General features: G+C 34.3%; 20 protein-coding genes. 12 read left to right on the top strand and 8 right to left on the bottom strand.

Annotation, left to right across the window (positions count from 1 at the left end; genetic code table 11):
• Positions 1 to 32: 32 nt before the first annotated feature.
• The 4 genes from ACF91D_RS04270 (at position 33) to ACF91D_RS04255 (ending at position 4,635) form a co-directional block, all read left to right on the top strand.
• On the top strand, positions 33 to 866 hold the full coding sequence (locus tag ACF91D_RS04270; RefSeq protein ID WP_069792655.1) for an alpha/beta hydrolase: 834 nt from the start codon (positions 33 to 35) through the stop codon (positions 864 to 866).
• 36 nt (positions 867 to 902) lie between these two features.
• A complete protein-coding gene (locus tag ACF91D_RS04265) occupies positions 903 to 1,748 on the top strand; it encodes an NmrA/HSCARG family protein (RefSeq protein ID WP_039067192.1) in 846 nt (281 codons plus the stop codon).
• Positions 1,749 to 1,800: 52 nt separating this feature from the next.
• A complete protein-coding gene (locus ACF91D_RS04260) occupies positions 1,801 to 2,814 on the top strand; it encodes an amidohydrolase family protein (RefSeq protein WP_069792654.1) in 1,014 nt (337 codons plus the stop codon).
• 363 nt (positions 2,815 to 3,177) lie between these two features.
• Complete coding sequence (locus tag ACF91D_RS04255; protein WP_158262149.1) at positions 3,178 to 4,635, top strand: carboxylesterase/lipase family protein; 1,458 nt, start codon at positions 3,178 to 3,180, stop codon at positions 4,633 to 4,635.
• A 331-nt stretch (positions 4,636 to 4,966) separates the two neighbouring features.
• On the opposite strand, the gene ACF91D_RS04250 is transcribed toward ACF91D_RS04255, so the two are convergent.
• Both ACF91D_RS04250 and ACF91D_RS04245 read right to left on the bottom strand, forming a co-directional pair.
• Positions 4,967 to 5,365: a hypothetical protein gene (locus ACF91D_RS04250; RefSeq protein ID WP_069792652.1), complete on the bottom strand. Its 399-nt coding sequence runs from the start codon at positions 5,363 to 5,365 to the stop codon at positions 4,967 to 4,969.
• A gap of 4 nt (positions 5,366 to 5,369) precedes the next feature.
• Entirely contained in the window at positions 5,370 to 5,804 is a 435-nt protein-coding gene (locus ACF91D_RS04245; RefSeq protein ID WP_069792651.1) for a MarR family transcriptional regulator, read from the bottom strand.
• 348 nt (positions 5,805 to 6,152) lie between these two features.
• On the opposite strand from ACF91D_RS04245, the gene ACF91D_RS04240 reads away from it, so the two are divergent.
• Genes ACF91D_RS04240 through ACF91D_RS04230 form a run of 3 tightly spaced genes read left to right on the top strand, consistent with a single transcriptional unit; the run spans position 6,153 to position 8,691 of the window.
• Complete coding sequence (locus ACF91D_RS04240; RefSeq protein ID WP_069792650.1) at positions 6,153 to 6,890, top strand: metal ABC transporter ATP-binding protein; 738 nt, start codon at positions 6,153 to 6,155, stop codon at positions 6,888 to 6,890.
• Positions 6,883 to 7,722 (top strand): metal ABC transporter permease, encoded by an 840-nt coding sequence (locus tag ACF91D_RS04235; RefSeq protein WP_039067184.1) that lies wholly within the window; start codon positions 6,883 to 6,885, stop codon positions 7,720 to 7,722. The genes ACF91D_RS04240 and ACF91D_RS04235 overlap by 8 nt, the downstream gene beginning before the upstream one ends.
• A 15-nt stretch (positions 7,723 to 7,737) precedes the next feature.
• The gene (locus tag ACF91D_RS04230; protein WP_069792649.1) at positions 7,738 to 8,691 is read left to right on the top strand and encodes a metal ABC transporter substrate-binding protein; all 954 of its coding nucleotides are present in this window, start codon (positions 7,738 to 7,740) and stop codon (positions 8,689 to 8,691) included.
• Between the two features lie 333 nt (positions 8,692 to 9,024).
• Here the strand turns inward: ACF91D_RS04230 and mgtE are convergent, their stop codons facing one another.
• On the bottom strand, positions 9,025 to 10,410 hold the full coding sequence (gene mgtE, locus ACF91D_RS04225) for a magnesium transporter (protein ID WP_107550149.1): 1,386 nt from the start codon (positions 10,408 to 10,410) through the stop codon (positions 9,025 to 9,027).
• A gap of 729 nt (positions 10,411 to 11,139) precedes the next feature.
• Between mgtE and fadX the strand changes: the two genes are divergently transcribed.
• Genes fadX through ACF91D_RS04200 form a run of 5 tightly spaced genes read left to right on the top strand, consistent with a single transcriptional unit; the run spans position 11,140 to position 19,043 of the window.
• Entirely contained in the window at positions 11,140 to 12,714 is a 1,575-nt protein-coding gene (fadX, locus tag ACF91D_RS04220) for a fatty acid degradation protein FadX (protein ID WP_039067182.1), read from the top strand.
• A 17-nt stretch (positions 12,715 to 12,731) separates the two neighbouring features.
• Entirely contained in the window at positions 12,732 to 14,258 is a 1,527-nt protein-coding gene (gene fadD, locus ACF91D_RS04215; protein ID WP_119585247.1) for a long-chain-fatty-acid--CoA ligase FadD, read from the top strand.
• Positions 14,259 to 14,316: 58 nt separating this feature from the next.
• A complete protein-coding gene (gene fadE, locus ACF91D_RS04210; protein ID WP_107548610.1) occupies positions 14,317 to 15,525 on the top strand; it encodes an acyl-CoA dehydrogenase FadE in 1,209 nt (402 codons plus the stop codon).
• Between the two features lie 42 nt (positions 15,526 to 15,567).
• Positions 15,568 to 17,826, top strand: a complete 2,259-nt coding sequence (fadB, locus tag ACF91D_RS04205) for a 3-hydroxyacyl-CoA dehydrogenase/crotonase FadB (protein ID WP_101051381.1) — start codon at positions 15,568 to 15,570, stop codon at positions 17,824 to 17,826.
• A 32-nt stretch (positions 17,827 to 17,858) separates the two neighbouring features.
• Positions 17,859 to 19,043 carry a thiolase family protein gene (locus ACF91D_RS04200; protein ID WP_107549476.1) on the top strand — a complete coding sequence of 395 codons (1,185 nt, stop codon included), beginning with the start codon at positions 17,859 to 17,861 and terminating at the stop codon, positions 19,041 to 19,043.
• A gap of 92 nt (positions 19,044 to 19,135) precedes the next feature.
• On the opposite strand, the gene ACF91D_RS04195 is transcribed toward ACF91D_RS04200, so the two are convergent.
• The 5 genes from ACF91D_RS04195 to ACF91D_RS04170 all read right to left on the bottom strand — a co-directional run bounded on the left by ACF91D_RS04195 (position 19,136) and on the right by ACF91D_RS04170 (position 23,734).
• Positions 19,136 to 19,600 (bottom strand): DUF4188 domain-containing protein, encoded by a 465-nt coding sequence (locus ACF91D_RS04195; protein ID WP_039067175.1) that lies wholly within the window; start codon positions 19,598 to 19,600, stop codon positions 19,136 to 19,138.
• On the bottom strand, positions 19,593 to 20,063 hold the full coding sequence (locus ACF91D_RS04190; protein ID WP_327620968.1) for a DUF3021 domain-containing protein: 471 nt from the start codon (positions 20,061 to 20,063) through the stop codon (positions 19,593 to 19,595). The genes ACF91D_RS04195 and ACF91D_RS04190 overlap by 8 nt, the downstream gene beginning before the upstream one ends.
• Complete coding sequence (locus ACF91D_RS04185; RefSeq protein ID WP_039067172.1) at positions 20,060 to 20,500, bottom strand: LytTR family DNA-binding domain-containing protein; 441 nt, start codon at positions 20,498 to 20,500, stop codon at positions 20,060 to 20,062. Before ACF91D_RS04185 ends, ACF91D_RS04190 begins: the two co-directional genes overlap by 4 nt.
• Before the next feature lie 187 nt (positions 20,501 to 20,687).
• Entirely contained in the window at positions 20,688 to 21,755 is a 1,068-nt protein-coding gene (locus ACF91D_RS32445; protein WP_327620967.1) for a WD40/YVTN/BNR-like repeat-containing protein, read from the bottom strand.
• A 122-nt stretch (positions 21,756 to 21,877) separates the two neighbouring features.
• Positions 21,878 to 23,734, bottom strand: a complete 1,857-nt coding sequence (locus ACF91D_RS04170; protein WP_202847875.1) for an assimilatory sulfite reductase (NADPH) flavoprotein subunit — start codon at positions 23,732 to 23,734, stop codon at positions 21,878 to 21,880.
• Positions 23,735 to 23,964: the final 230 nt, after the last annotated feature.

Raw genomic sequence — 23,964 nt, 5'->3', positions numbered from 1 at the left:
CAAATCGAATTTTTATAAATGGAGGAAGCAAAATGAATAAATTAGAATTAGAAGGCGCGACATTAAATTATTATAAAGTAGGTCAAGGTCCTATACTTATTTTAGTGCCAGGAGCCAATGGTACAGGTGATATATTTTTACCTTTAGCAGAGCACTTGAAAGATAACTTTACCGTCGTAGCTGTAGACCGTCGTGACTATGGTTATAGTGAGTTAACCGCGCCTCTTCCTGAACGGGCGCAAAAACCTGATGACGATTATCGTGTTAAACGTGATGCCAAGGATATTGCAGAACTGGCGAAACACTTAAGCGATGAACCAGTATATCTACTTGGGTCTAGTTCTGGCGCTATCGTTACCATGCATGTTTTAAAAGATTACCCAGAAGTAATTCAACAAATTGCTTTTCATGAGCCGCCAATTAATACTTTTTTACCAGATAGTAAATACTGGAAAGATAAAAATGATGAAATTGTAGAACAAGTCTTAACTGAAGGTTTGCAAGTAGGTATGAAAACTTTTGGAGAAACATTGAATATTTCAGCAATCGATGAAAAAAGCATGGCTCAACCTGTTTCCGAGGATGAAAAAGCGCAAAAAGCACAATATGAACGCATGATGTTTTGGGCAGAATATGAAATTAGACAGTACACACATTCTGATATTAAATTAGAAGATTTATCACAATATAAAGACATCATAACGTTATTAAATGGGAATGACTCTAAAGGATCGTTTCCTCAAGATGTCAATTTTTATATCGCTAAACAAACGGGTATCAAAATCGTCGACATACCTGGCGGACATTTAGGATATATTCAGAAGCCTGAAGGATTTTCAGAAACAATATTATCGATATGGACATAATATTTTGATTAAAAAATGAGATGAAAGGTGATTACGATGGAAAATAATAAAAACATTTTAGTAATGGGCGCTTCCGGAAACCAAGGCAATGCAGTTGCAAAAAGTTTACTATCCAATGGTTGGATTGTGCATGCTATGACGCGGAATCCTAACCAATCTGCGATAAAAGAATTAGAACAAGATGGAGCTGTTATTGTACAAGCAGATATGAATGATAAACAGTCTCTTATCGAAGCAATGGAAAATGTTTATGGTGTTTACAGCGTACAATCATTTGATCCTAAAGACCCTGATAAAGAAGTACAACAAGGAAAAATGGTGGCAGATGTAGCTAAGCAAGTAGGTACTACTCACTTTGTATACGGGTCAGCAGCTGGCGCTGAAAAGTATAGTGGAGCTGATAACTTTGCAAGTAAATGGCAAATTGAAGAATATATTCGTGCATTAGATTTACCGTATACAATCTTACGCCACACATTTTTCATGGAGAATTTCACTGGTTTTGCGAAAGTGCAAGATGACAAAATAGTGATGCAAGGCTTTATGGATTCTGAAATACCATTACAGATGCTTGCGGTACAAGACATCGGTACTTTTACCGCTATTACTTTTAGCCAACCCAAACAATATATAGGCAAAGCTATGGAATTAGCGGGTGAAGAAATTACTTTAAATGAAATAGCTAAAAAGTTAAGTGAGAAATTTGAAGTATCTTGTGAAATAGTAGATGCACGTAAAAAGTTCCAACAAATGATGAAAATGTTTGAATGGTTTGAATATGAAGGCTATGAGGCTAATATAGCTGAATTACGTAAGGTAAATCCTCAACTACTTAATTTTGATGCTTGGCTCCAACAATTAGAATGGAAGGATTTCACTTAGTTCAAAATAATATTTTTACTTGGAAAATATATGAAAAGAAAGTTGTGTTTATATGAAGAGTATTACCCTTGAAGAACATTTTATATTACCAGAAGTTAAAGACGAAATGGCAAAACTTGTACAACCTGACCCAGAAGGTGTGCCTTTAAAGACTATGTTAGAGGCTTTAGAAAGTAAAACAGGGTTCACGGATGATGATGAGATACAGAATCACGAACAACGAATCAAATTTATGGAAGAACATAACGTAGCAGTCCAAATATTATCTTATGGTAATGGGGCGCCATCTAACCTGACAGGAGAAAAAGCAATTGAGCTCTGTCGGTATGCTAACGATAAATTGTATGATTATATTGAAATGTATCCAGAACGTTTTCTTGGGTTTGCCTGTATACCAATTAATGAACCTCAAGCAGCGGCTGAAGAATTAGAAAGGGCAGTTACGCAGCTAGGTTTTAAAGGTGTATTAATACCTGGACGACCTCATGATGGCTTTTTAGAGCAAGAGAAATATGATGTTATTTTTGCTAAAGCTGAAGCATTGGGCGTGCCTATATATTTACATCCTGCTCCAGTGAATGCGGATGTTTATCAAGCATATTACAAAAGCGATGCATATACAGACGCTACTGCCGCTTCATTTGCCTCCTTTGGCTATGGATGGCACGTTGATGTCGGTATCCACGCCATCCACCTTGTTTTAGGTGGTGTTTTCGATAAACATCCTAATTTGCAAATGATTATTGGACATTGGGGAGAGTTTATACCATTTTTCTTAGAGAGAATGGATGAAGCACTTCTTTCAGACCATCTCTTACACCCTATAAGTGAATACTTTAAAAATCATTTTTATATTACACCGAGCGGTATGCTGACGCAGCCACAATTTGAAATGGTTAAAAATGCATTTGGCATAGATAGAATACTTTACGCTGCTGACTATCCATATATTAAACCTGAGGGGCTGGGTACATTTTTAGAGGAATTAGGGTTATCGGAAGAAGACCAAGCCAAAATTAATTATAAAAACGCACAGCATTTGCTTAAACTAAATAATAATGTATAAATTTGTCATATATTAAATACATTAGCAATTGAAGTGATTGAAAATAATTATAAATTGTAATAAAACTTAACAAAGTAGAACCTGGGATAAATTTCTCAGGTTTTAATTTGTCTATTATGATGTGGTTAGTAGCTTTTATAACTGATAATAACTTAATATCTGATTTGTGGAGAATTACTGGTTCATATATAGAGTTCATACTTTTTACGCAAGTAATTATGCGATTGTATAACTTTTATCTGGTTTAATGATACTTATATATTACGGCGTGCTTATGCATTGTCTTAAGCTAAAAATTTTCATACAAAAATGCGCTCAATTACAAAATTATAGTCTTAAATTTTTGAGAAATGAGGGGTAATGATGCAAATCCAAATAGAGCAAGGGAAATTAGAGGGAATATTTAATGATTCTACTTATAAATTTTTAGGGATGCCATACGCAGAGCCTCCCGTCAAAGAATTAAGGTGGCGAGAACCTTTGCCTCCAAAAGAATGGAAAGGTGTTTATAAAGCTATAGAGTTTGGTCCAATGTGTCCGCAAAAAGGTGGCGCGAGCTTTAACTTAAGAACTTTAAAACAAAGTGAAGATTGTCTATATATAAATGTATGGACGTCTGATCTCGATAAGACTGCACAGCGCCCCGTTATGGTTTGGATTCATGGAGGGGGTAATTTAGGTGGCGCTGGTTCAGAAGACGCTTTTGACGGAGCTGAATTGGCAAAACAAGGTGTAACCGTAGTTACCTTCAATTATCGTCTAGGTGCTTTTGGTTTCTTAGCACATCCAGAAATAGGGTGCAACTTTGCTGTACTTGATCAAGTAGCTGCATTAAAATGGGTTACTAATAATATAGAATATTTTGGAGGAAATCCCAATAATGTAACAATATTTGGTGAATCAGCTGGTGCTCAAGCTGTAAGAAATTTATTATCAGTTAAACGCGCTAAAGGATTATTTCATCGAGCTATTATACAAAGCGCTGGTTTTGAACCTTATGTGTTTGCGCCAGAACTAACTTATGAAAAGGTAGAAAAAGTTACTGTAGATATGTTAAATAAATTAGGATCAAGTGATTTGAAATCATTGCAACAACTTTCAACCGATACAGTATTAGAGGCTTCTACAGAATTTTCAGGCGTATTTCCGCCTCCTGGCGAAGTTCATACCCCAGCTAATCTAATTTGGAACCCAGTACCTGATGGGGATATTGTAGCTAAACAAGATTTGGAAGATTGGAATACAGATATACCTATTTTAATCGGTTGCGTTGAAAATGAAGCCCGTTATTTTATAAAACCCGATATGGAATATAGTGTTGATACGCTTAGTAATATGATAACGGCATTGACGGAACCAGTAAGCGACCGTGTGCAACATATATTAAAGGCAGGTAATTTAACTACATATGAAGCTTTAGATAAATTATTCACTACTGCAGTATGGTTTGAACCTTGCTATGCAACGATCAAACGTTTTGAAAAGTCAGGCCATAATATTTATTATTATCATTTCTCGAGAGTTTCTCCAATGGCACATAGAACAAAAGAATTAGCTAAACATACATCAGAAATTAGATATATTTTTGGTAACTTAAACCCTAGAGAAGACTACGATGAAAAAGATATAACTATTTCAAAAGCTTTACAACATGCATGGGTATCATTTGCGCGAAACGGCATTCCTAGCAATAAAGATAGCACGTTATGGCCACGTTATGATAGCGACTTACCTTATATGACTCTAATAAAAAATGAAATTTTGAGCTGTCCATTAGAGCTTACATCACTTACTAGAACAATTCATTCGTTGAGAAAGTAAGTATAAATTTGTTTTTTTATTTAAGTTGATATAACTTTCTCTCCAATTGTCGACTAGTATAGTTATTAAAATCATCGAAATATTTTGGAGCTAATCAAGGTGATAATAAAATTTGAATAATTATTAAAGCATTAACGCATTTGATAATCACATTATTTTATTGACAACTTGTAAGCTTTTTTATTAAGCTGTTTGCTTAATATTATATTAATAACTAATGATGTGATTTTATAAGGATTCCCAAGAAGCATATGTCTATTTTTAATTTTCCAGTACGAACTATTTTGATTTAATATCATCTATATACAGACACTAAACAGAGGAGTTCTTATTAAGAAATACTACCCATTCCAGATAGTTCTGTTTCATAAGCTTGAGTTAATTCATTACAATATTTAACTTTACCGTATTTATTAAAGATAAATTCTGCAAAAACTTCAATTTTGCCCAAGAACCCATTTTTCTTTTCTACTAATACATCGTATCTCAAATAAACAATATTTTGCTTTTCATCAATCATCATAGTTTTAAAGTGATTAATTGAAAGTTGTTTAACTACTTCTTTTAGTTTAGTTAAATGATTTTTGAATTCGTTGATATTAGATGCTTTGTGATCAGTAATTTGAATATAATCATCTGCAAAGTATTTAGAAATTTGTTCTATATCTAAATTAATTAAAATATCATTGTATAAGTTTTCAATTTGTTCTTTTAATATGATTTTATCCACGTTGTCACCTCTCTAATTCATTTGTTAAATCTTTAATAAAACTATCAATAGTTGCTAGTTCTTCGTCATTATATTTCTCTAAAATAGATAAATACTTATTTATAATTTGATTATGCATATGTTCATGTAGATCGGCGTATGTAGCACCTTTATTTAACAACTTATAATATACCTTTTTATTATCCTGCGTTTTATCTTCTGCAATATATTTTAGCTGGATTAACTTTTTTGTAGCCTTTGTAATAGCAGGCGCAGAAATTTTAAGTTGTTCTTTTAACATTCTATTATTAACGTTTTGTTCTTTTAAAATAATAGCTAGTATGTGAAATTGAGTAACTGATAATTTATCTTGGTTATCAACTAGCGAAGTATTACGTTGATGATTCTCTTTAATCTGAATCAATTGTGTAATCGATTGAATGACATTTTCTTTATTCATAGTACACCTCTTTATTGTTAACCGGTTAATAATAATATAACTCATATTCATCGAAAGACAAACTAAAAAGCTCTCGTGGTTTGTTTTATTCAGTAGCACCCTCTTAGCAAGCACCAACTTCACAATCCTTCTTACCTACATTAAGTTCTTAATTCTAATAACCTATATGCTGTACAACTATAATCGATTTATTAATAATTTTTAATTTGGAAATAAATATAAAGTTAAATATATACGCTAGAGCATAATAATGCTTTCGAATAAAATTATTTTATTGACTAAATATTAAAATTAGGTTAGCCTAATATTATTGTTTTTATATCAGAAAAGAAGGAAAGGAGTAATTTCATGCTAGATATAAAAAATTTATCTGTAACGTACGAAAATAAAACAGAAGCGTTACAAGATGTTTCTTTCCAACTTATAAAAGGGCAAATTGTAGGAATTGTCGGCCCTAATGGCGCGGGCAAAACAACATTAATTAAGTCTATAGTTAATTTAATGCCTCATAAAGGCATCGCCCGTTTTAACGATTTGCCAATAGCTAAGCAACCTAAAAATATTTCGTATGTCGAACAAAAAAGTAATATTGATTCAACATTTCCAATGAAAGTTTTAGATTGTGTGATGTTAGGGTTTTATCCGGTATTAAAACCATGGCAATTACCGCGTAAACAACAAAAGCAAGAGGCTGAAGCGGCACTTAAAAAAGTAAACATGCTTGAGTATAAGGATAATCAAATTGGAGAACTATCAGGTGGACAATTTCAACGCGTACTTATTGCGCGAACACTGGTTCAACAAACAGACCTTATTTTATTAGATGAACCTTTTGTAGGTATCGATATTACCAGTGAAGAAATTATTGTCGAATTGTTGAAAGAGTTATCTCAAAAAGGTAAAACAATTTTAATTGTTCATCATGATTTGTCTAAAGTGGAGAAATATTTTGATAGTTTAATTATTTTAAATAAACGATTAATTGACTTTGGTTCAGTAGCGACTGTATTTAATAGCAGTAATTTAAAAGCTGCCTACGGTACTGATATTTTAATCGCTTCAGAAAGTGGGGCGCATCATGGTTAGTCAGTTTATACACGATGTATTTGAATTTAGTTTTCTACAACGAGCGCTGATTACTTCAATTGTAATAGGTATGATTTGTGGTGTGATAGGGTGCTTTATAGTACTTAGAAGTCTTGCTTTAATGGGAGACGCGATTTCACATGCTGTCCTACCTGGAGTGGCGATCTCTTATATGATAGGGATTAATTTCTTTTATGGAGCCGTTGTATTTGGAGTATTAGCGGCATTAGGCATTGGTTTTGTTAATCAAAACAGTAAGATTAAGAGTGATTCTTCAATAGGCATTGTATTTTCTTCATTTTTAGCGCTGGGTGTATTACTGATTACTAAAGCACAGTCAGCTATCGATTTGACTGAAATTTTATTTGGTAACGTGTTGACCGTGAAACCAGAAGATAGAACCATCACATTTATTGTAGTAGCGATTGTATTGATAGTCATTATTGTATTTTATAAAGAATTTTTACTATCCAGTTTTGATTCGACAATGGCAGCTGCGTCTGGTTTACCAGTTAAGTTTATTCATTATACGCTTATGGTTTTATTAACACTAGTAACAGTAGCTTCACTACAAACAGTAGGTGTAATTTTAGTTGTTTCATTATTAATTACGCCAGCATCTACGGCATATTTATTGACCAAAAGGTTATCAACGATGATCTTAACTTCTGCATTGATAGGCATGGTGTCATCTGTGATTGGACTGTTCTTTAGCGTGACCTTCAATTTACCATCAGGCGTAGTCATCGTGTTAGTAATTACAATAATATTCATCATTACATTCATCTTAGCACCGAAAAATGGATTGCTATGGAAAGTAATTAAATCATAGACAGGAGGTCTCACAGTGAAAAAGATAATATTAATTTTAGCTACAGCTTTATTAACGATAATATTATCAGCATGTGGCAATAACCAAAAAGACGCCGATTCTGACGGTAAGTTGGAAGCTATTGATAAAGATAAAGTCAAAGTCGTTACAAGTTTTTCAATGATTGAAGACATGACCAAAGAAATAGGTGGGAAACACGTTGAAGTAACGAATCTTGTTCCTACTGGTACAGATCCACATGATTACGAGCCGCAACCAAGCGACATTAAACATTTATCTCAAGCCGATTTAGTTTTTTATAACGGATTGAATTTAGAAGGTGGAGATCAAGGTTGGCTCTCTAAAGCTTTAAGTTCTACTGATTTTTCTAAAAAGAACGCTATTAAAGCATCAGAAGGGGTTTCCCCTAAATACATTAAAGACGAAGATGGTAACAAAGAAGTAAATCCTCATGCTTTCATCGACCCTAATGTTGGGGAAAAAATGATTAAAAACATTACAAGATCATTATCAGAAAGAAACCCTAAACATAAAAGTTATTATGAAGCTAATGAAAAAGAATATTTAAAGAAATTAAATAACATCGAGGATAACTATAAACAACAACTCGGTAGTATTCCTAAAGAAGACCGTGTATTTGTAGCTAGTGAACAAGCCTTTCAATATCTGACTGACCGTTATGATCTAAAAGAAGGTTATATTTGGCCAATTGATACGGATGAAAATGGCACTCCGAATCAAATCAAAGATTTAACTAAATTTATAAAAAGTAATAAACCTGCTACTTTATTTGTAGAATCTAACGTGGACACGCGTCCAATGAAAACAGTATCTAACGAAACTGGCGTGCCTATTTATAAAAAGCCAATCTATTCAGATGAAATAGGTAAAAAAGGCGAGCAAGCAGACACTTATTTAAAATACCTTGAATATAATTTAGATGTGCTTAAAGACGGATTGAAAAAATAAAGAGAATTAATAGCTCTAGAGGGATATTTACACTTTACGTAAAAAGTAAAAAATTCAATAATTAAAAAGCGGTGAGGTCAAGACAAGCGATATCTAATTAGTAAAATTAGATTCTTGTCTAGCCTTACCGTTTTTTATGTTTATTTGAATATACGTAATCACGTATACAATGTATTCTTTTCAATGTTTAGCGCATGTTTAACGTCATATATTGCTATGTCTAGATGGTATATAAATTAATACATAATTTGGATAGGTTAAATGAAATAAAGTTAACCAAAAAGCGCCACTTACTCAAATAAGTGAGTAGTGACGCTTTATAAAGAGCATATTTTAAGTAAGAGAACTTATAAACGTTGTAGCAAGACTAAAGTATACTAACATACTTACAATGTCGTTGATTGTTGTGATGAATGGTCCACTAGCCACAGCTGGGTCAATACCTATCTTAGTCATAAAGAAGGGTATTAATGAACCAATTGTAGTACCTACTGTCATAGCGATTGTTAAACTGATAGCTACAATCAAACCTAATAAAGGTTGGCTATAAATAATTACTATAACTAAAAAGAGAATGAATCCACATACACTACCAGTAATTAATCCACTCGTTGATTCTTTTAGAGCATGTTTAAATTTATTTTTCTTTTTCATTTCTCCTGTAGATATACCTCTTACTGATACTGCTAATGATTGTGTACCTGTATTACCAGACATACCACTAATAATGGGGATAAACGCTGCGAGTAGCGAAACTTTTGCTAAAGTATCTTCAAAAGAGCTTAGTATCGTGGCGGTAATCATCCCTAAAAAAGTAAGCAATATTAACCAAGGTAAGCGTTTAGTCGCTCTATTAATAATTGTGCCTTCTGCATCACTCACACGGTCCAAGGCAGCCATTTTTAAATAATCTTCATTTGCTTCTTTATCGATTACATCAATGATGTCATCTACGGTAATCATCCCTAATAGGTGATTACGTTCGTCAACTACCGGAATAGCTAAGAAATCATATTTACGCATTACATGTGCAATTTCTTCTTGATCTATAAAACTCTCAATTTTAATGACATCTGAATTCATTACATCACTAATGAGTTGATTAGGATCTGAATTAATAATATTTCTAAGAGAAAGTACGCCAATGAGTTCATTATCATTATTCACTACATAGACTACATAAATTGATTGTACTTTTCCTGAACGCATTTTAATATGCTTTAATGCATCTCCAGTTGTTATTGTAGATGAAATTGATATATATTCGGTGGTCATGATACTACCAGCAGTTTCATGATGATAACTCATTAAATGTTTAAGCTCATCCGCTTTCTGTTCTGGTAAGGCGTTAAAAATTTCTGATTTTTGGTCACTATTTAATAGATTTAATACATACGTTGCATCGTCATCTGACATTTTTAAGATTGCTTCTTTAGAAAAATCACTAGGTATTTCTTTAAAGACAATTGAAATATCATGTCTTAGATTTTCGGCATTACTTAAAATTTGCGCCATCTCTTCTGAGTTTAGAAAGTGATACATATATAATCTTTCTTCTTCATCCACTAAAAAGAAAAATTCACTTTTTTCATATGGATGTAAACAAGAAAAACTATATACAAATTGGCTATCTTCTCCTTGTTGAATCATTTTCAATAACGCTTCATATTTATTAAATAACGCGTTATTTCTTTCTAGGATATTATTGTTTCCTATCATTTTATCATCTCCAATCATAGAGGTTTCCTTGTTAAGTGAACTCAGTATCATTTTATTTTCTGAAAATGTTAGTTGTTTCATCGTCAAACGGAGTGCTACGCAAAAACATTAGTTGAAGCTCATGCTTAGTCCCATACAAATAGGTTTTATAATATTTTTTAGATTTCTCACCCATTATGACGCGTGCTAATACAGTTATATAGTGTATTTCGTATTCACTACATGCTCACTTAAAAAGCATGTGTGCAATTATGACATATTTTGGGAATCGAAACAATATATTTAGGTTAACCTAATTATATGATGCTCTACTTATGTGTAATTGTTAATATTTATAGGTGTCTTGATATAGAAAACACTTTTGCGTAAAAAACCTTAACTTAACGTATTGATTTTCTTCACAATACAAAGATTTTATGAGTTATATTAGCTAAATGAAAGGGGCTTTTAACTAATAAGTGTATACATTTTCAAATATTATCGTATATATCTAACTGCAGCTAAAATTACGTATTTTAGCTGAAACAGTATAAAAGAGCTGGTTAGTTTGCAAGAAAGCTAATTTTTAGTTGTAAGGAAGATATTTATTTGTAAAATTTGAAATTTTTGCATAATTTTTAAAAATAATGGTATATTACATGTAAGGGCTTACATTTATGGAAAAGGAGAGATTTTAAAAGGGTAATTATGTATAACAGTTTGGATTAAATAAAGATAGGAGACACCTATATGAAAGTAATTCCATTTTCAGATTTAACAAGCATCATTAAAAAAGGTGATGTTATAGCTCTGGCAGCCTTATCCACGGCTAATTTACCAGCTGAGATACTGAAAACGTTAGTCGAACATAATGATGAAAATCAATCTTTTAAGAATTTTACCTTTATGCTAGCGAATGACATTAGTGATTATCGTGGTGATAGTTATGATTTAGATTCTTTTACAACAAGGGGTATGATTAAGCGATTAATTACAAGCATCATTACTGGTTCACCAGAAACCATCAATGCAATGCGTAATAATGACATTGAAGCATATTATTTACCACAAGGCGTGATTACAACACACTATCGAAGTAAAACGCAAGCTTCACCAGGCATAATATCTAAAATTGGCCTAAATACCAATGTTGATCCTCGTTATTCAGGCGGTAAAGTCAATACACGTACGACAGAGGATTTAGTATCATTGATAGAAATTAATAAGCAACAGTATTTACAATATCATTTTCCTGATATTGATATAGCACTATTAAGAGGTACATATGCCGACACAGATGGAAATATTTATATGACTCATGAAGCGCATTTAGGTGAAGGTTATAGTTTGGCGGCTGCAGCGCATAGGAATAAAGGAAAAGTAATTGTTCAAGTTAAAGATGTTGTGGAAAAAGGTAGCTTTAACCCGAGCGATGTGTTTATTCCAGGAAAGCTCGTAGACTATGTAGTTATTAATACAAATCCAAAACTTCATAGACAAGTCATACAAACACAATATGATCCTGCACTCTCTGGCCATTATCAAATCGCTAAGATGCGAGAACCATATATATCTTTAGGTACCCGTAAAGTAATATTGAGGCGCGCAGCTCAATTTCTACTCGAGGGAGACGTAATCAGTATTGGTTTTGGCATAAATAATGAATTATCTAATGTGTTAAGCGAAGAACAAGTGAATCATCTAGTACAACCGAATATTGACACAGGGGTTTTCGGTGGCTTAATCAGTAGTGGATCACGATTTGGCATGAACTATAATTTGAGTGCCCGTATGAGACACGACATGACATGGGACTTCATTTATAACGGTGGTTTAGATGTAGCGTATCTCAGTTTTGCCGAAATTGATCAATTTGGAAATGTGAATGTTTCAAAATTTGGAGATAAAATGAATGGCTGTGGAGGCTTTATAGATATCAGCCAAACGGTGCATACCATTGTTTTTTCAGGTTCGATGGTTGTCGGGGGTCAACTATCTTACAAGAACAACAAAGTGACTGTTGAGCAAGAAGGTCATACTTCAAAATTTGTAAATAATATCGGTAATACGGATTTTAACGCCCATAACGCATTGGAACTTAAACAAGAAGTTTACTTTGTAACGGAACGAGCAGTTTTTGAATTAACGTCCAAGGGATTGAAACTTCTTGAGATTGCACCTGGCTTGGATCTAGAACAAGACATTTTGGCACAGATGGCATTTAAACCTATCATTGCTGATGATATCAAAGTGACTAATAGTGATATTTATCAAGATGAATGGGGAGGATTGTCTCAAGCAATTAAGTCGGTACATCGTATTTAAATAAGGGGGAGAAAAATATGAACTACGACTGGATTAAAACAAGAGCAACGTTTGATGATAATAAAGCCGCAGTGATTGATCCATTTAAAGGAACTGAATGGTCCTATAAAGATTTGAATATTCGTGCAGAAAACTTAGCTAATTATTTACAAGATCAAGGTATTAAACGTGGTGATGTCGTCGGTATATTCACGCCCAATGATGTAGCACTATTGGATTTAATGTTTGCGTCATTTAAATTAGGCGCCGTATACTTACCAATTAATTGGCGTCTTAAAACGCAAGAGATTGAAAGTGTTATAACTGATTCAAATGTAAAACTGATTTTCTACGCTGAGAAACATGTTTCAAGTTTAGAGGGCGTTGCAGATGAATTACTACACATGGATATAGATTCAAAAGTATATGATGATATCGTAGACCCAACGCAACATCGCCCTTTCAATACTGTAAGTGTTGAAGGAAGCGATTTAGCCTCTCTAATGTACACAAGTGGTACTACAGGATTACCTAAAGGAGTTATGTTCTCATATGACTCTTTTGTAAATAATCCAATTAATGTAGCGCTGACTTATAAAATTAATTCAACTTACACAACAATTATTTCAACGCCTATGTTCCATGTGTTAGGATTTAACGATTTGACGCTACCTTTATTAATGGCTGGTGGCACACTTATACTGCAACGTTACTTCAATGGAGAATCGTTAAATGATTTAATGGCTCAATACCAACCAAATTATTTAATTCAGATTCCAACGATGTATTATGCCATGTTAGTAGCCGATAACTTTGATTTGAAAAATTTTGAAAGTATTGATTTCTTAATTCAAGGTGGTTCATCACCGTTACCAATGGTGCAGAAGAAATTTAATAGCATGGGTTATTCTATTATTAATGGTTATGGCTTAACTGAAGCACCGCTCGTAATGGTTAATACACCAGAAAATGGCGCGCAGAAACCGGGCAGTATTGGGCAACCAGTAATGTTCATGGATATATGCATATTTGATAATAACTTTGAAGAAGTAGAAGTTGGAGAAATTGGTGAGCTTGGGGTGCGCGGGAATAATGTAACACCAGGTTATTGGAACAAACCAGAAGAAACTGCAAAAGCGTTTCATGGCGAGTATTTCTTAACTGGTGATTTAGCAAAAGTAGATGAAGATGGTGATGTCTATATCGTTGATCGCCGCAAAGAGATGATTATTACTGGTGGTGAGAATGTATTACCTTCTGAAGTTGAAGCGATATTATCAGAACACCCACTCGTAGCTCAAAGTGTTGTCGTAGGATATGATAGTCCAAAATATGGTGAGTCAGTTTCTGCAGCGGTCGTACTTACTGAGAATGATCCAGACTTTGAACAGAAATTAGATGAATATATGAGAGAAAATATTGCTGGTTATAAAATACCGAGATTATATCTAAAATTAACACATATGCCATTGAACTCTACATCAAAAGCAGACAAGTTAGAACTTCAGAAATATATGAATGAAAAAGCTCAGAAGTTAGTTCAAGGTAAAGATGAATTAAATTAATAAGCAAAAAATTTTTAATATAAATGTAAGCGCAAACATTATAATGGAGGTTTTAATTATGCCAACAAAGGAAGAAACAATTAAAGCACTGTACCCAGAAGATATCTTAAGCATTGCGAAAGATTTAACGGAAGGTGAAGTTAAATTACTAAAACAGTTGAATGATATGTTAGAAGAAAAATATCGAGACTCAGTAAATGAGCATTGGCTAAATGCTACTGAGCCAGAGGACTATTTTGAAGAGTTAGGCAAATTAAATTATTTCAGAAATCCATTACTCTTTGAAGGTCGTGAAGGTGCACAAACACCGAGTCAAATGTTCCAATTTTTCATGTCGTATACAATAGCAAGATTTGATGTATCTTTAGCGACACTATTAGGTGTACATCAAGGTTTAGGACATAATTCATTTTGGTTTGGAGGCAGTAAAGAACAACAAGCTTACTATCTACCAAAATTACAATCTCATGAATTGCGTACATGTTTCGCACTAACTGAACCAGAGCATGGATCTGATGTTGCAGGTGGATTAGAAACTACGGCTAAAAAAGAAGGCGATGAATGGATTATCAATGGTGAGAAAAAATGGATTGGCGGTGCAAATGTAGCAGATGTTATGCCCGTATATGCGGTTGATGTCGATACAGGTAAGCCAAAAGGTTTCATCATTGAACCAAGTCAAGAAGGCGTGGAAATAGAATTATTAGAACATAAAATTGCACTTAGAATTGTTCCTAATGCAAAAATTCGTTTAAAAAATGTAGTCGTCAAAGAGGAAAATCGTCTGCAAAATATTAATACTTTTAAAGATATTGCGAAAGTATTGTATTCTACACGTGCAGGTGTGGCGTATATGGCTACAGGTGCTATGGCTGGTGCCTTAAAAGCAACCACGGATTATGTAACAAAACGTAAACAGTTTGGTAAAGAAATTAGTAAGTTCCAGTTAATTCAAGAAAAGTTAGCCATGATGCAAGGTAACTTAGCCCAAGCAATGGCTACATGTGCACAGCTTGCGCGCATGCAAGCCAATGGAGAATATGACGAAGTAGCGACTTCAACTGCGAAAATGATGAACTCATTAAGATTAAGAGAATCAGTAGCTATGGGGCGCGGTGTACATGGTGGTAACGGTATTTTAGCTGGTGAGTACGATATCGCTAGATTCTTTGCAGATGCTGAAGCTATTTACACTTATGAAGGTACACATGAAGTTAACGCCTTGGTAATTGGAAGAGCAATTACAGGTGACTCAGCATTTATTTAATACACATATATGTAGTTCAAGAAAAAATTTGGAGGGTTTAGTATGACGATAAGAAAAGCAACAGTATTAGGCGCGGGTACGATGGGCAGTCAAATCGCAGCGCTGCTTGTTAACGCAGGACTAAAAGTAAAACTGCTCGACATTGTGATAGATGAAAATGATCCTAATAAAATTTCAAAAAAAGCATATGAGATAATAACAAATCCTAAACGTCCACAATTATTTGATTTAGCGTTTGCATCTAATTTATCTTACGGTAATTTTAATGAAGATTTAGTAGGGCAAGATGATGCAGATATTTATATAGAAGCAGTTAAAGAAGAAGTAGATATTAAACACCAAGTTTGGAATAAAGTCAAAGACGTTGCCAAAAAAGAAGCTATATTTGCAACGAATACGTCAGGGATTCCAATTGAGTCAATAGCAAATGTATTTGATACACAAGATAAAGAAAGATTCTTTGGAATGCATTTCTTTAATCCACCACGCATTATGAAATTAGTGGAGATTATCCCAAATAGCAACACTTCTGAAAAAGTGGTTGCACGTGTGCAAGCATTTGCTGAAGACGTACTTGGTAAAGGTGTCATTGTAGCAAATGATGTGCCAGGATTTGTTGCTAACCGCGTAGGTACTCAAACGATGAATGACATTATGTATAGAGCTGAAAAGCAAGGTTTTTCTATTACAGAAGTAGATGCCTTAACGGGTCGAAGTATTGGCAGACCTAAGATGGGAACGTATGGTTTGTCTGATTTAGTTGGGTTAGATATTGCTTTAGCGGTTATCAAAGGATTACAAAGTATACCCGAAGAGCAACCTTTCTTCCACGATATTAAACTATCTGAAAAATTAGTAGAAAACGGTGCATTAGGTAATAAAACCAAACAAGGCTTTTATAAAAAAGTAGATAAAAAACGTTACGTGTTTGATCCAGAACAAAATGATTATGTAGCGCCTGAACAACCACAATTAGAAATTTTAGCTAAATTCAGTAAAGACTTAGCCAATAATTTAGATGTTATCTTTAATGCACAAGATGATGCAGGCGTGTTCTTATGGGAAACGTTAAGAAACAATTTCTATTATTCAGCGGTTAATGTACCTAAAGCTGCAGAATCCTTTAAAGATATTGACCGTGCATTAGTATGGGGATTCAATTGGAAACTAGGTGCATTCCAGCTATGGGATTTAATGGGATTCGAACGTGTGAAATCACGTATGAAAGAAGAGTTAGGTCAGCTACCAGATTGGATAGAACAACGTACTACACCATTCTATAGTGAAGGTGAATCTATTGAACGAATTACACCAGTAGCAGAATATATTGATGAAGAAATCTGGGATAAAGAGGATTCAAATTTATCAGTAGCTAATAAAGATCAACTTCTATTAAAACTACAAAGTAAAAACAATGTTATTTCTAACGGCTTCCTTGATGATTTATTAGATGCAATTAATAAATTAGAAAGTGAAGACTATACGAGTATGGTCATTTATGGCGGTGGAAACAACTTCAGTGTTGGTGCGAACTTATTCCAAATGAAAAAAGCGCATGAAGAAGGTCGCGTAGTAGAAGAAGTTGGCGCAGCAGTTGAGCAATTGCACCACGTTTTCTCTAGATTGAAATATTCGTTGAAACCAGTAGTGACAGCAGTCCACGGTAGAGCTTTAGGAGGCGGCTGTGAATTAGTTTTACATTCACCAATTGTAGTTGCTGCAAGCGAGTCTTATATAGGTCTTGTTGAAACAGGAGTTGGCTTGTTACCTGCTGGAGGTGGTCTTGCTGAATTAACAGATAGAGTGCTACGTACGAATCATAAAAATGATGATAAACAAAAATCAATTACAGATATACTGATGCAAATCGGTTTTGCAAAAGTTTCAACTAATGCCTATGAAGCTATCAGATTTGGTTATTTAAGAAATACAGATACAGTAATTCTAAATACCGAAAGACGTGTAGAGGTAGCCTTAAACAGAGCCCGTTATGAAGCGGAAACAAATTATGTGCCAACACCAAAAACACAATATATAGCATTAGGAAAAGACTTTAAAGCATTGGCTGAAGGTCAGTTAGATGCACAACGTATAGGTCATTTTATTAGTGACTATGATTATGAAATTACGTTGAAAGTGGCAGAGGTATTGTCAGGCGGAGATGTTCCGCGTAACACTTACGTTAATCAAAGATATTTGCAAAAACTTGAAAAAGAAAGATTTTTAGAACTTTTACAAAATAAAAAAACGTATGACAGAATTTCACACATGTTAGAAAAAGGTAAACCACTACGTAACTAATCATTAATCAGAATAAGAAAGGGTGAACTTAAATGCGAGATGCATATATTGTTGCTTATGGACGTTCAGCAGCTGGTAAAGCAAAAAATGGTGCAATGGCTCATGAAAGACCAGATGAGGTTGCCGCTAAAGTATTAAAAGGTGTATTAGAAAGAGTTGGAGGTTCATTTGAGCCAAGCATGGTAGAAGATGTGATTGTCGGCAATTCATTCCCAGAAGGCTTGCAAGGTCAGAATATTGCAAGAACGATTGCATTACTTGCAGGTATGCCTAATGAAGTGCCAGGGCAAACGGTGAATCGCTATTGTTCTTCAGGACTTCAAACGATTGCACATGCGGCAAATCAAATTATTGCTGACCAAGCAGATGTCCTTGTCGCTGGAGGTATTGAGCTGATGAGTGCAGTGCCAATGGGTGGTAATGAACCGACGAATAATCCAATACTTCAAGATGAAGATTCTGGTGTTTCTTATCCTATGGGATTGACTGCAGAAATGGTTGCTGAAACATATAATGTTTCAAGAGAGGACCAAGATGCATATGCTGTGCAAAGTCATCAACGTGCTGCAGAAGCACAACAATCAGGTAAATTTGAGGATGAAATTATACCTATAGAAGTTAATAAAGTGACTTATGATCAAAATGGTCCGGTTATTAGCAAAGAAGTGTTTAAAGATGATGAATTAATTAGACCCGACACAAATAAAGAAGCACTTGCTAAGCTACGCACGGTGTTTAAGGCTGACGGCACAGTGACTGCAGGGCAATCTGCACCATTAACAGATGGTTCTGGATTTGTAGTTGTCATGTCTGGAGAAAAAGTTAAGGAATTAGGTGTTAAACCAATTGCACGCTTTGTAGGGTTCAAAGCTGTTGGTGTAGATCCTAAATTAATGGGGATTGGACCAGCTTACGCAATTCCTGAAGTGTTAAAACAAGCGGACTTAGATGTTAGCGATATAGATTTAGTAGAATTAAATGAAGCTTTTGCATCTCAAACTTTAGCGTCAATGAGAGAAGTTGGATTGGATAGTGAGAAGACGAATGTTAATGGTGGAGCAATTGCATTAGGACATCCACTAGGCGCTACTGGTGCAATGTTAGTAGGTAGATTATTATCAGAAATGAAAAAAAGACCAGATACAAAATATGGTATGGTAACAATGTGTATCGGTGTCGGCATGGGCGCTGCAGGCATCTTTGAATATATAAGATAATATATAAGCAATATCATAATGGCCGGGGCATCAGTTAATATGTCTCGGCCATTATGTTTTGTAATAATCTATTTTTAACAAATAATTTAAAATCATCTTTGAGAGCGTAGTCTTTGTGTTGCAGTTTGTGTTGCTTTGTTTACTGCTTGGTTATCACGTGCTTTACCTAGACCGAAGTCAGGCATGTTGATATAGATGTTTTCATACTGACTTGTATCTGAGTTATAAGTCTCATGATAAAACCCGACAGCCTCATTTTGCTTTAATGATTTTGCAAATCTGCGCCAAGCTTTTAAATGTGTTGGCATTTTTGAATAAGTTAAAAGTTGTTCATTTGATTGCCAATATTGTACTACCATCACGCCACGATATTTAAATAACATTTCATAAGATAGGCAACCGAGTGACTTGTTTTTCGATAATTCATTGAGCATAGGTGGCATAGCCAAAAGTACAGGTAACCATTTATGAATTTTGTACCATTTGTTCACACGAAGACCAATCAAGAATATTGTAATAGGTTCATCAGGTAACACAGTATATCTACCTTTATTCATTTTTATCATTCCTTCTGTGAGAAAGCATAGCGTTAATCTCATTGATATCATTCTGATTCCTTTTCGTTTCTATGGTCCAAATAATAAAATAGATAACTGTATAGATAATGATGAAAAACAAAACTGCTGATAATTTAAGCGGAAACCATCCTGCTAGTATAGCTAAAGGCAACATAATGATAAACATAAGGCTAAAATGAAGTGATGTTTTAAATAAAAGTGATTTCCTAGAATTTGAAAATATAAGTTTACCAAAACTAAAGCTAATACCTATTAAGGCCCAGATAATAACTGAGATAAACATAATTTGTAATTCGTTTAAATGTTGAAAATAAAGATGCCCCATGGTTGATATGGGCGATACAGGGTGAAAAGCCGTTCTTGCAAAAATAGTTGAAAATATTAAAGCAATAATTACGCCAATAGCAATACCAATGGTTGCTCCGCAAAATAAACGTTTCATAGTTTTAAAGCCTCCTTGATTAATGGCAAATATCTCCGCGAAGAGTAGGTGAAATCATTGTTCGTAAAACGAATCTCGATAGTGCCATTTTTATTAAGTTTTAAATGATCGATATAGTTAATATTAATAATTTCAGATTTTGAAATTTGTAGAAATTGAGGACTGATTTGTGATTTCACTTCATATAAACGCTGAGCACTGGTATATTGACGGTCTGGCGTGATAATCGTTAAAATTTTATTCTCTATGCGAAAGCTAATAATATCTTGGAGTTTGATATAGTAAACATCATCATCATATTTTCCAGGGAATAATTTATTTTGTGACAGTTGTTTTATATAAGCAATAATTTCTGGTAGTTGTTCAGTATGTTTATGACTCTGAATGACAACCTTTCCTTTGGATAAATCATTATCGTGAATTATTTCTAAATCCATACAGGCACACCTCCTATTGCCATAAGTAAAACAAATTTTAACTAAAAATACTACATAAATTATACAAGTGGTATGTATTTGTGGTTAAGTGGTATTTATTCACTCTGAAAAACGGTGTGATTGAGCGAAAAAATAACCTTAAAGCTTGGTTATTGTCCAAACTTTAAGGTTATTCGTCTAACATTTTCTAATTTAAAGTAATAAATTGGTGTGCGTGTTGAGATGTGAGTGAATCTGGCCATGTTATATCAAACGCTGTCCAACTGACACCGCCGTCATCTGAATAATAGACGCCTTTGTTATTAGCAATATAAAAGGTGCCATCTTGCTCAGTGATGGATGAAACTAATGTGCCATTTGGAGAGGGTAGTCCTGTAGTTACTTCAACCCACTTGTTCTCCTGTGATTTATTAATAGCGTAAATGGTTGAAAAGGTGCTATCTCCATAGTTATGTGCGTTATATGGAGAATTCGAAGTAGCAATAACAATATTCTCTGGGTTTTGAGTATTAATCGCTAAACCGTAGCCATATCTATGTTCAATTCCTTCAATAAACGTTGTCCAAGACTTACCATAATCATCACTTTCAATAAATGTATCACGTCCACCATTTAAGAAAGCATCGCCTAAAACGCCGTATAATTTATTTGGGTAGTCTGGATGGCTCTTTAAGACGTGAATATCAATAGGCGTATCTTCGGTTTGTGGCGCTGTCCAATGTTGGCCCACATCGGTAGATTGAATAAAGCCACCTGCTTCAATTGTAAGGTTAATCATGTTTGGTGATTTAATACTTGTGTCAAACCATTTTACATGATGCGTATGCGGTCTAGGAGGAAAGAACCATTGATCTTTACCAGTAATATGACTAAAATCGGTAAGCAATTCGAATGAATTACCTTGGTCATATGATATGAACAAAGCACTAGGTTCAGTACCTACAAATACAGCACTGTGATTATTACCTATATCTATAACTGTAACTGCAGTGACAGCTGTCATGTGAATGTCATCTTTGTTGAATGGACTATTATAAGTGAAACGTGTGCCGATAGGGGACCATGTCTGACCTTTGTCTATACTTTTCCATAAACCTCGATCGAATGTGCCACAATAAAGAACGTCTTTATTGTTGGGGTCTTGAGCGATTGAAATGATATTCATCCCTTCTAATTTTCTTTCAAGTTGGATATGATCATGTTCCTTATCTATTAATACTAATGCATTATCATAAGTGATTGCGAATTGTGTCATATTATAGCCACCTTTTAAAAATTGAGTACGAATAAAATGAATCCAGACTACATTGTTTTATCCATAACTATTTTGTATTTATTAAGATAGTGATTATTAATTTAGGATATTTATACCCTAAATTAATACACATCTCGTTGATATCTTTGATTTTTAATGAGTTCTGTTAAATAATCTTCCGCTTGTGCTTGAGTAAAGTCACCATGTTGCACTAATACATTTACAAGTGATTGGTGTACGCCTTTAGCCATTTCATCTTTGTCACCACAAAGGTAAACGGTCGCACCATTTCTTAACCATTTATAGAAATCTGCGCCATTCTCTTCAATACGGTGTTGGACATAGATTTTGTTTTCTGTGTCTCGTGAAAATGCTAAGTCTAGTTTGCTAATGACGCCTTTTTCAAGCCATGATTCTAAATCACTACGATACAAGAAATCGGCGTCATAATTTTGATTTCCAAATATTAACCATTGATTTCCTTTAAGTTGTAAATGTTCTCTTTCTTGAAGGAATGCTCTGTAAGGTGCTATGCCTGTCCCAGCGCCAATCATAATGACTGGCGTATGGTTGTTATATGGGAACTTGAAATTAGGGTTCTTTTTAAGATAAACAGGGATTTTATCACCTATTTGTGTGCGGTCGGCAAGTTGTCCAGAGCAAACACCTTGGCGTTCACGACGATGTGACTCGTATTTCACAACGCGTACTGTGATATCCACACTATAAGGATTGACTTGATTACTGCTCGCTATAGAATATTCTCTTGGTGGCAATTTTCTTAATAGCTGCGGTAGCATATGGGGCTCTAACGATACGGGCGTAAAGTCTTGGATTAAATCAATCACATCTCTCCCATATATATAATCCTGAATCCATTCTGATTTTTGGACATTTGCATTTAACATTGGATTACCAAATAATTCGGCCGCATTGTGTAAGAGGCCTGGCGTTAATTTAGAAATTTCAAAATCATATTTTAACGCATCGTTAAGTGAGCGTGCTTCTTCGTTGTCGCTTAGTTTAATATTAGTGTCAGCTTCCCAACCTAATGCTGAGATTAGACTTGCAACTAATGATGAGTCATTGTGCGGTATAACAACCAAACTGTCTCCGGGTTCGTATGCTTCAGAGTAACCTTCAAGTGATAGTTCTAAGTGTCGTACTTCACGAGAAGCTTCTGGTTGTGTTAGTACGGTATTTGTTAAAACTTCTGCTTGAAAAGGGTTTGATCGAGAAAATGGCGCTTCTGGTTCATCTATAGTGACAGTTTCATCTTCTTCGTCAATCGTATCCATATTCGATGATGTTTGAGAAAGTAATTCAAGCATATTTGTAATCCATTGCTCGGCAGTTTCTTCAAAGTCAAAATCACAATCTACGCGGTCAGCTACTCTATTTGCACCTAGTTCACCTAAAACATGATCAAAGTCTTTGCCTGCCTGGCAAAAATCTGGAAAGTCTTGGTCCCCAAGCGCTAATACTGCAAAGTTGACAGTGTCTAGCTGTGGCGCTTCATCGCTATGAAGATAGTCATATAAATCTAAAGCGTTAATAGGAGGCTCACCCACGCCTTGTGTTGAACAAATGATAAAGAGATGTTCAACATCGGCTAATGTTTCTTTAGGAAAATCATCCATATCCCATAAATGTGCATTAAAATTGTGTTCTTTTAGCTTACCTTCAAATGTTTCAGCAATTTCTTCAGCGTTACCTGTTTCTGTGCCATACAATATATTGATATCTATAGGTTCCGATGAATTAACTGTAGAAGTTAAATTATTTGTTTCGTTCTCAGCGTTGTTTAGTGAGTTTGGTTCTTGTGCTACTGAAGCGTCATCTTCAGACTCTAGTGCATTTGGATTGATAAGGTAACCACTTAACCAATGTTGCTGTTCTGTTGAAAGCATCGGTAGTAGTTGATTTATAAGTGCTAATTGCTCCTTATTAAAAGGAGCGTTGGTTTGATTAAGTTGCAAAAAAGTCACCTCTATTTATGTTATTTATATAGAAAATAGGTGGAAAGCACCCAAGATAAACTATATTGAATTTTCTTGAATTATAACATTGATTCAAAGTTTTTAAATGATATGAATTATCATTTATGTAAAATCAAACTAATGACCTATGTATTTTGTACTATAATATTAATAAAAAAGAATCAGAAACCTTCTTGTGCTAAAAAGATTTCTGACTCACAGTTGGGGAA

This window comes from Staphylococcus sp. 231237_7MaSpsaltlick (assembly GCF_043107035.1).
Note: the sequence above shows the minus strand (reverse complement) of the source record. Positions and strands in the feature narration are given on the sequence as shown.

What these genes read in the sequence shown, in the direction of transcription:
- ACF91D_RS04185 (WP_039067172.1), bottom strand. Translation starts at nt 20,500, where the DNA reads ATGGATTTAGAAATAATTCACGATAATGATTTATCCAAAGGAAAGGTT.
- ACF91D_RS04260 (WP_069792654.1), top strand. Translation starts at nt 1,801, where the DNA reads ATGAAGAGTATTACCCTTGAAGAACATTTTATATTACCAGAAGTTAAA.
- ACF91D_RS04190 (WP_327620968.1), bottom strand. Translation starts at nt 20,063, where the DNA reads ATGAAACGTTTATTTTGCGGAGCAACCATTGGTATTGCTATTGGCGTA.
- ACF91D_RS04255 (WP_158262149.1), top strand. Translation starts at nt 3,178, where the DNA reads ATGCAAATCCAAATAGAGCAAGGGAAATTAGAGGGAATATTTAATGAT.
- ACF91D_RS04270 (WP_069792655.1), top strand. Translation starts at nt 33, where the DNA reads ATGAATAAATTAGAATTAGAAGGCGCGACATTAAATTATTATAAAGTA.
- ACF91D_RS04245 (WP_069792651.1), bottom strand. Translation starts at nt 5,804, where the DNA reads ATGAATAAAGAAAATGTCATTCAATCGATTACACAATTGATTCAGATT.
- ACF91D_RS04235 (WP_039067184.1), top strand. Translation starts at nt 6,883, where the DNA reads ATGGTTAGTCAGTTTATACACGATGTATTTGAATTTAGTTTTCTACAA.
- ACF91D_RS04240 (WP_069792650.1), top strand. Translation starts at nt 6,153, where the DNA reads ATGCTAGATATAAAAAATTTATCTGTAACGTACGAAAATAAAACAGAA.
- fadB (WP_101051381.1), top strand. Translation starts at nt 15,568, where the DNA reads ATGACGATAAGAAAAGCAACAGTATTAGGCGCGGGTACGATGGGCAGT.
- ACF91D_RS04200 (WP_107549476.1), top strand. Translation starts at nt 17,859, where the DNA reads ATGCGAGATGCATATATTGTTGCTTATGGACGTTCAGCAGCTGGTAAA.
- fadE (WP_107548610.1), top strand. Translation starts at nt 14,317, where the DNA reads ATGCCAACAAAGGAAGAAACAATTAAAGCACTGTACCCAGAAGATATC.
- ACF91D_RS32445 (WP_327620967.1), bottom strand. Translation starts at nt 21,755, where the DNA reads ATGACACAATTCGCAATCACTTATGATAATGCATTAGTATTAATAGAT.
- mgtE (WP_107550149.1), bottom strand. Translation starts at nt 10,410, where the DNA reads ATGATAGGAAACAATAATATCCTAGAAAGAAATAACGCGTTATTTAAT.
- ACF91D_RS04265 (WP_039067192.1), top strand. Translation starts at nt 903, where the DNA reads ATGGAAAATAATAAAAACATTTTAGTAATGGGCGCTTCCGGAAACCAA.
- fadD (WP_119585247.1), top strand. Translation starts at nt 12,732, where the DNA reads ATGAACTACGACTGGATTAAAACAAGAGCAACGTTTGATGATAATAAA.
- ACF91D_RS04195 (WP_039067175.1), bottom strand. Translation starts at nt 19,600, where the DNA reads ATGAATAAAGGTAGATATACTGTGTTACCTGATGAACCTATTACAATA.
- fadX (WP_039067182.1), top strand. Translation starts at nt 11,140, where the DNA reads ATGAAAGTAATTCCATTTTCAGATTTAACAAGCATCATTAAAAAAGGT.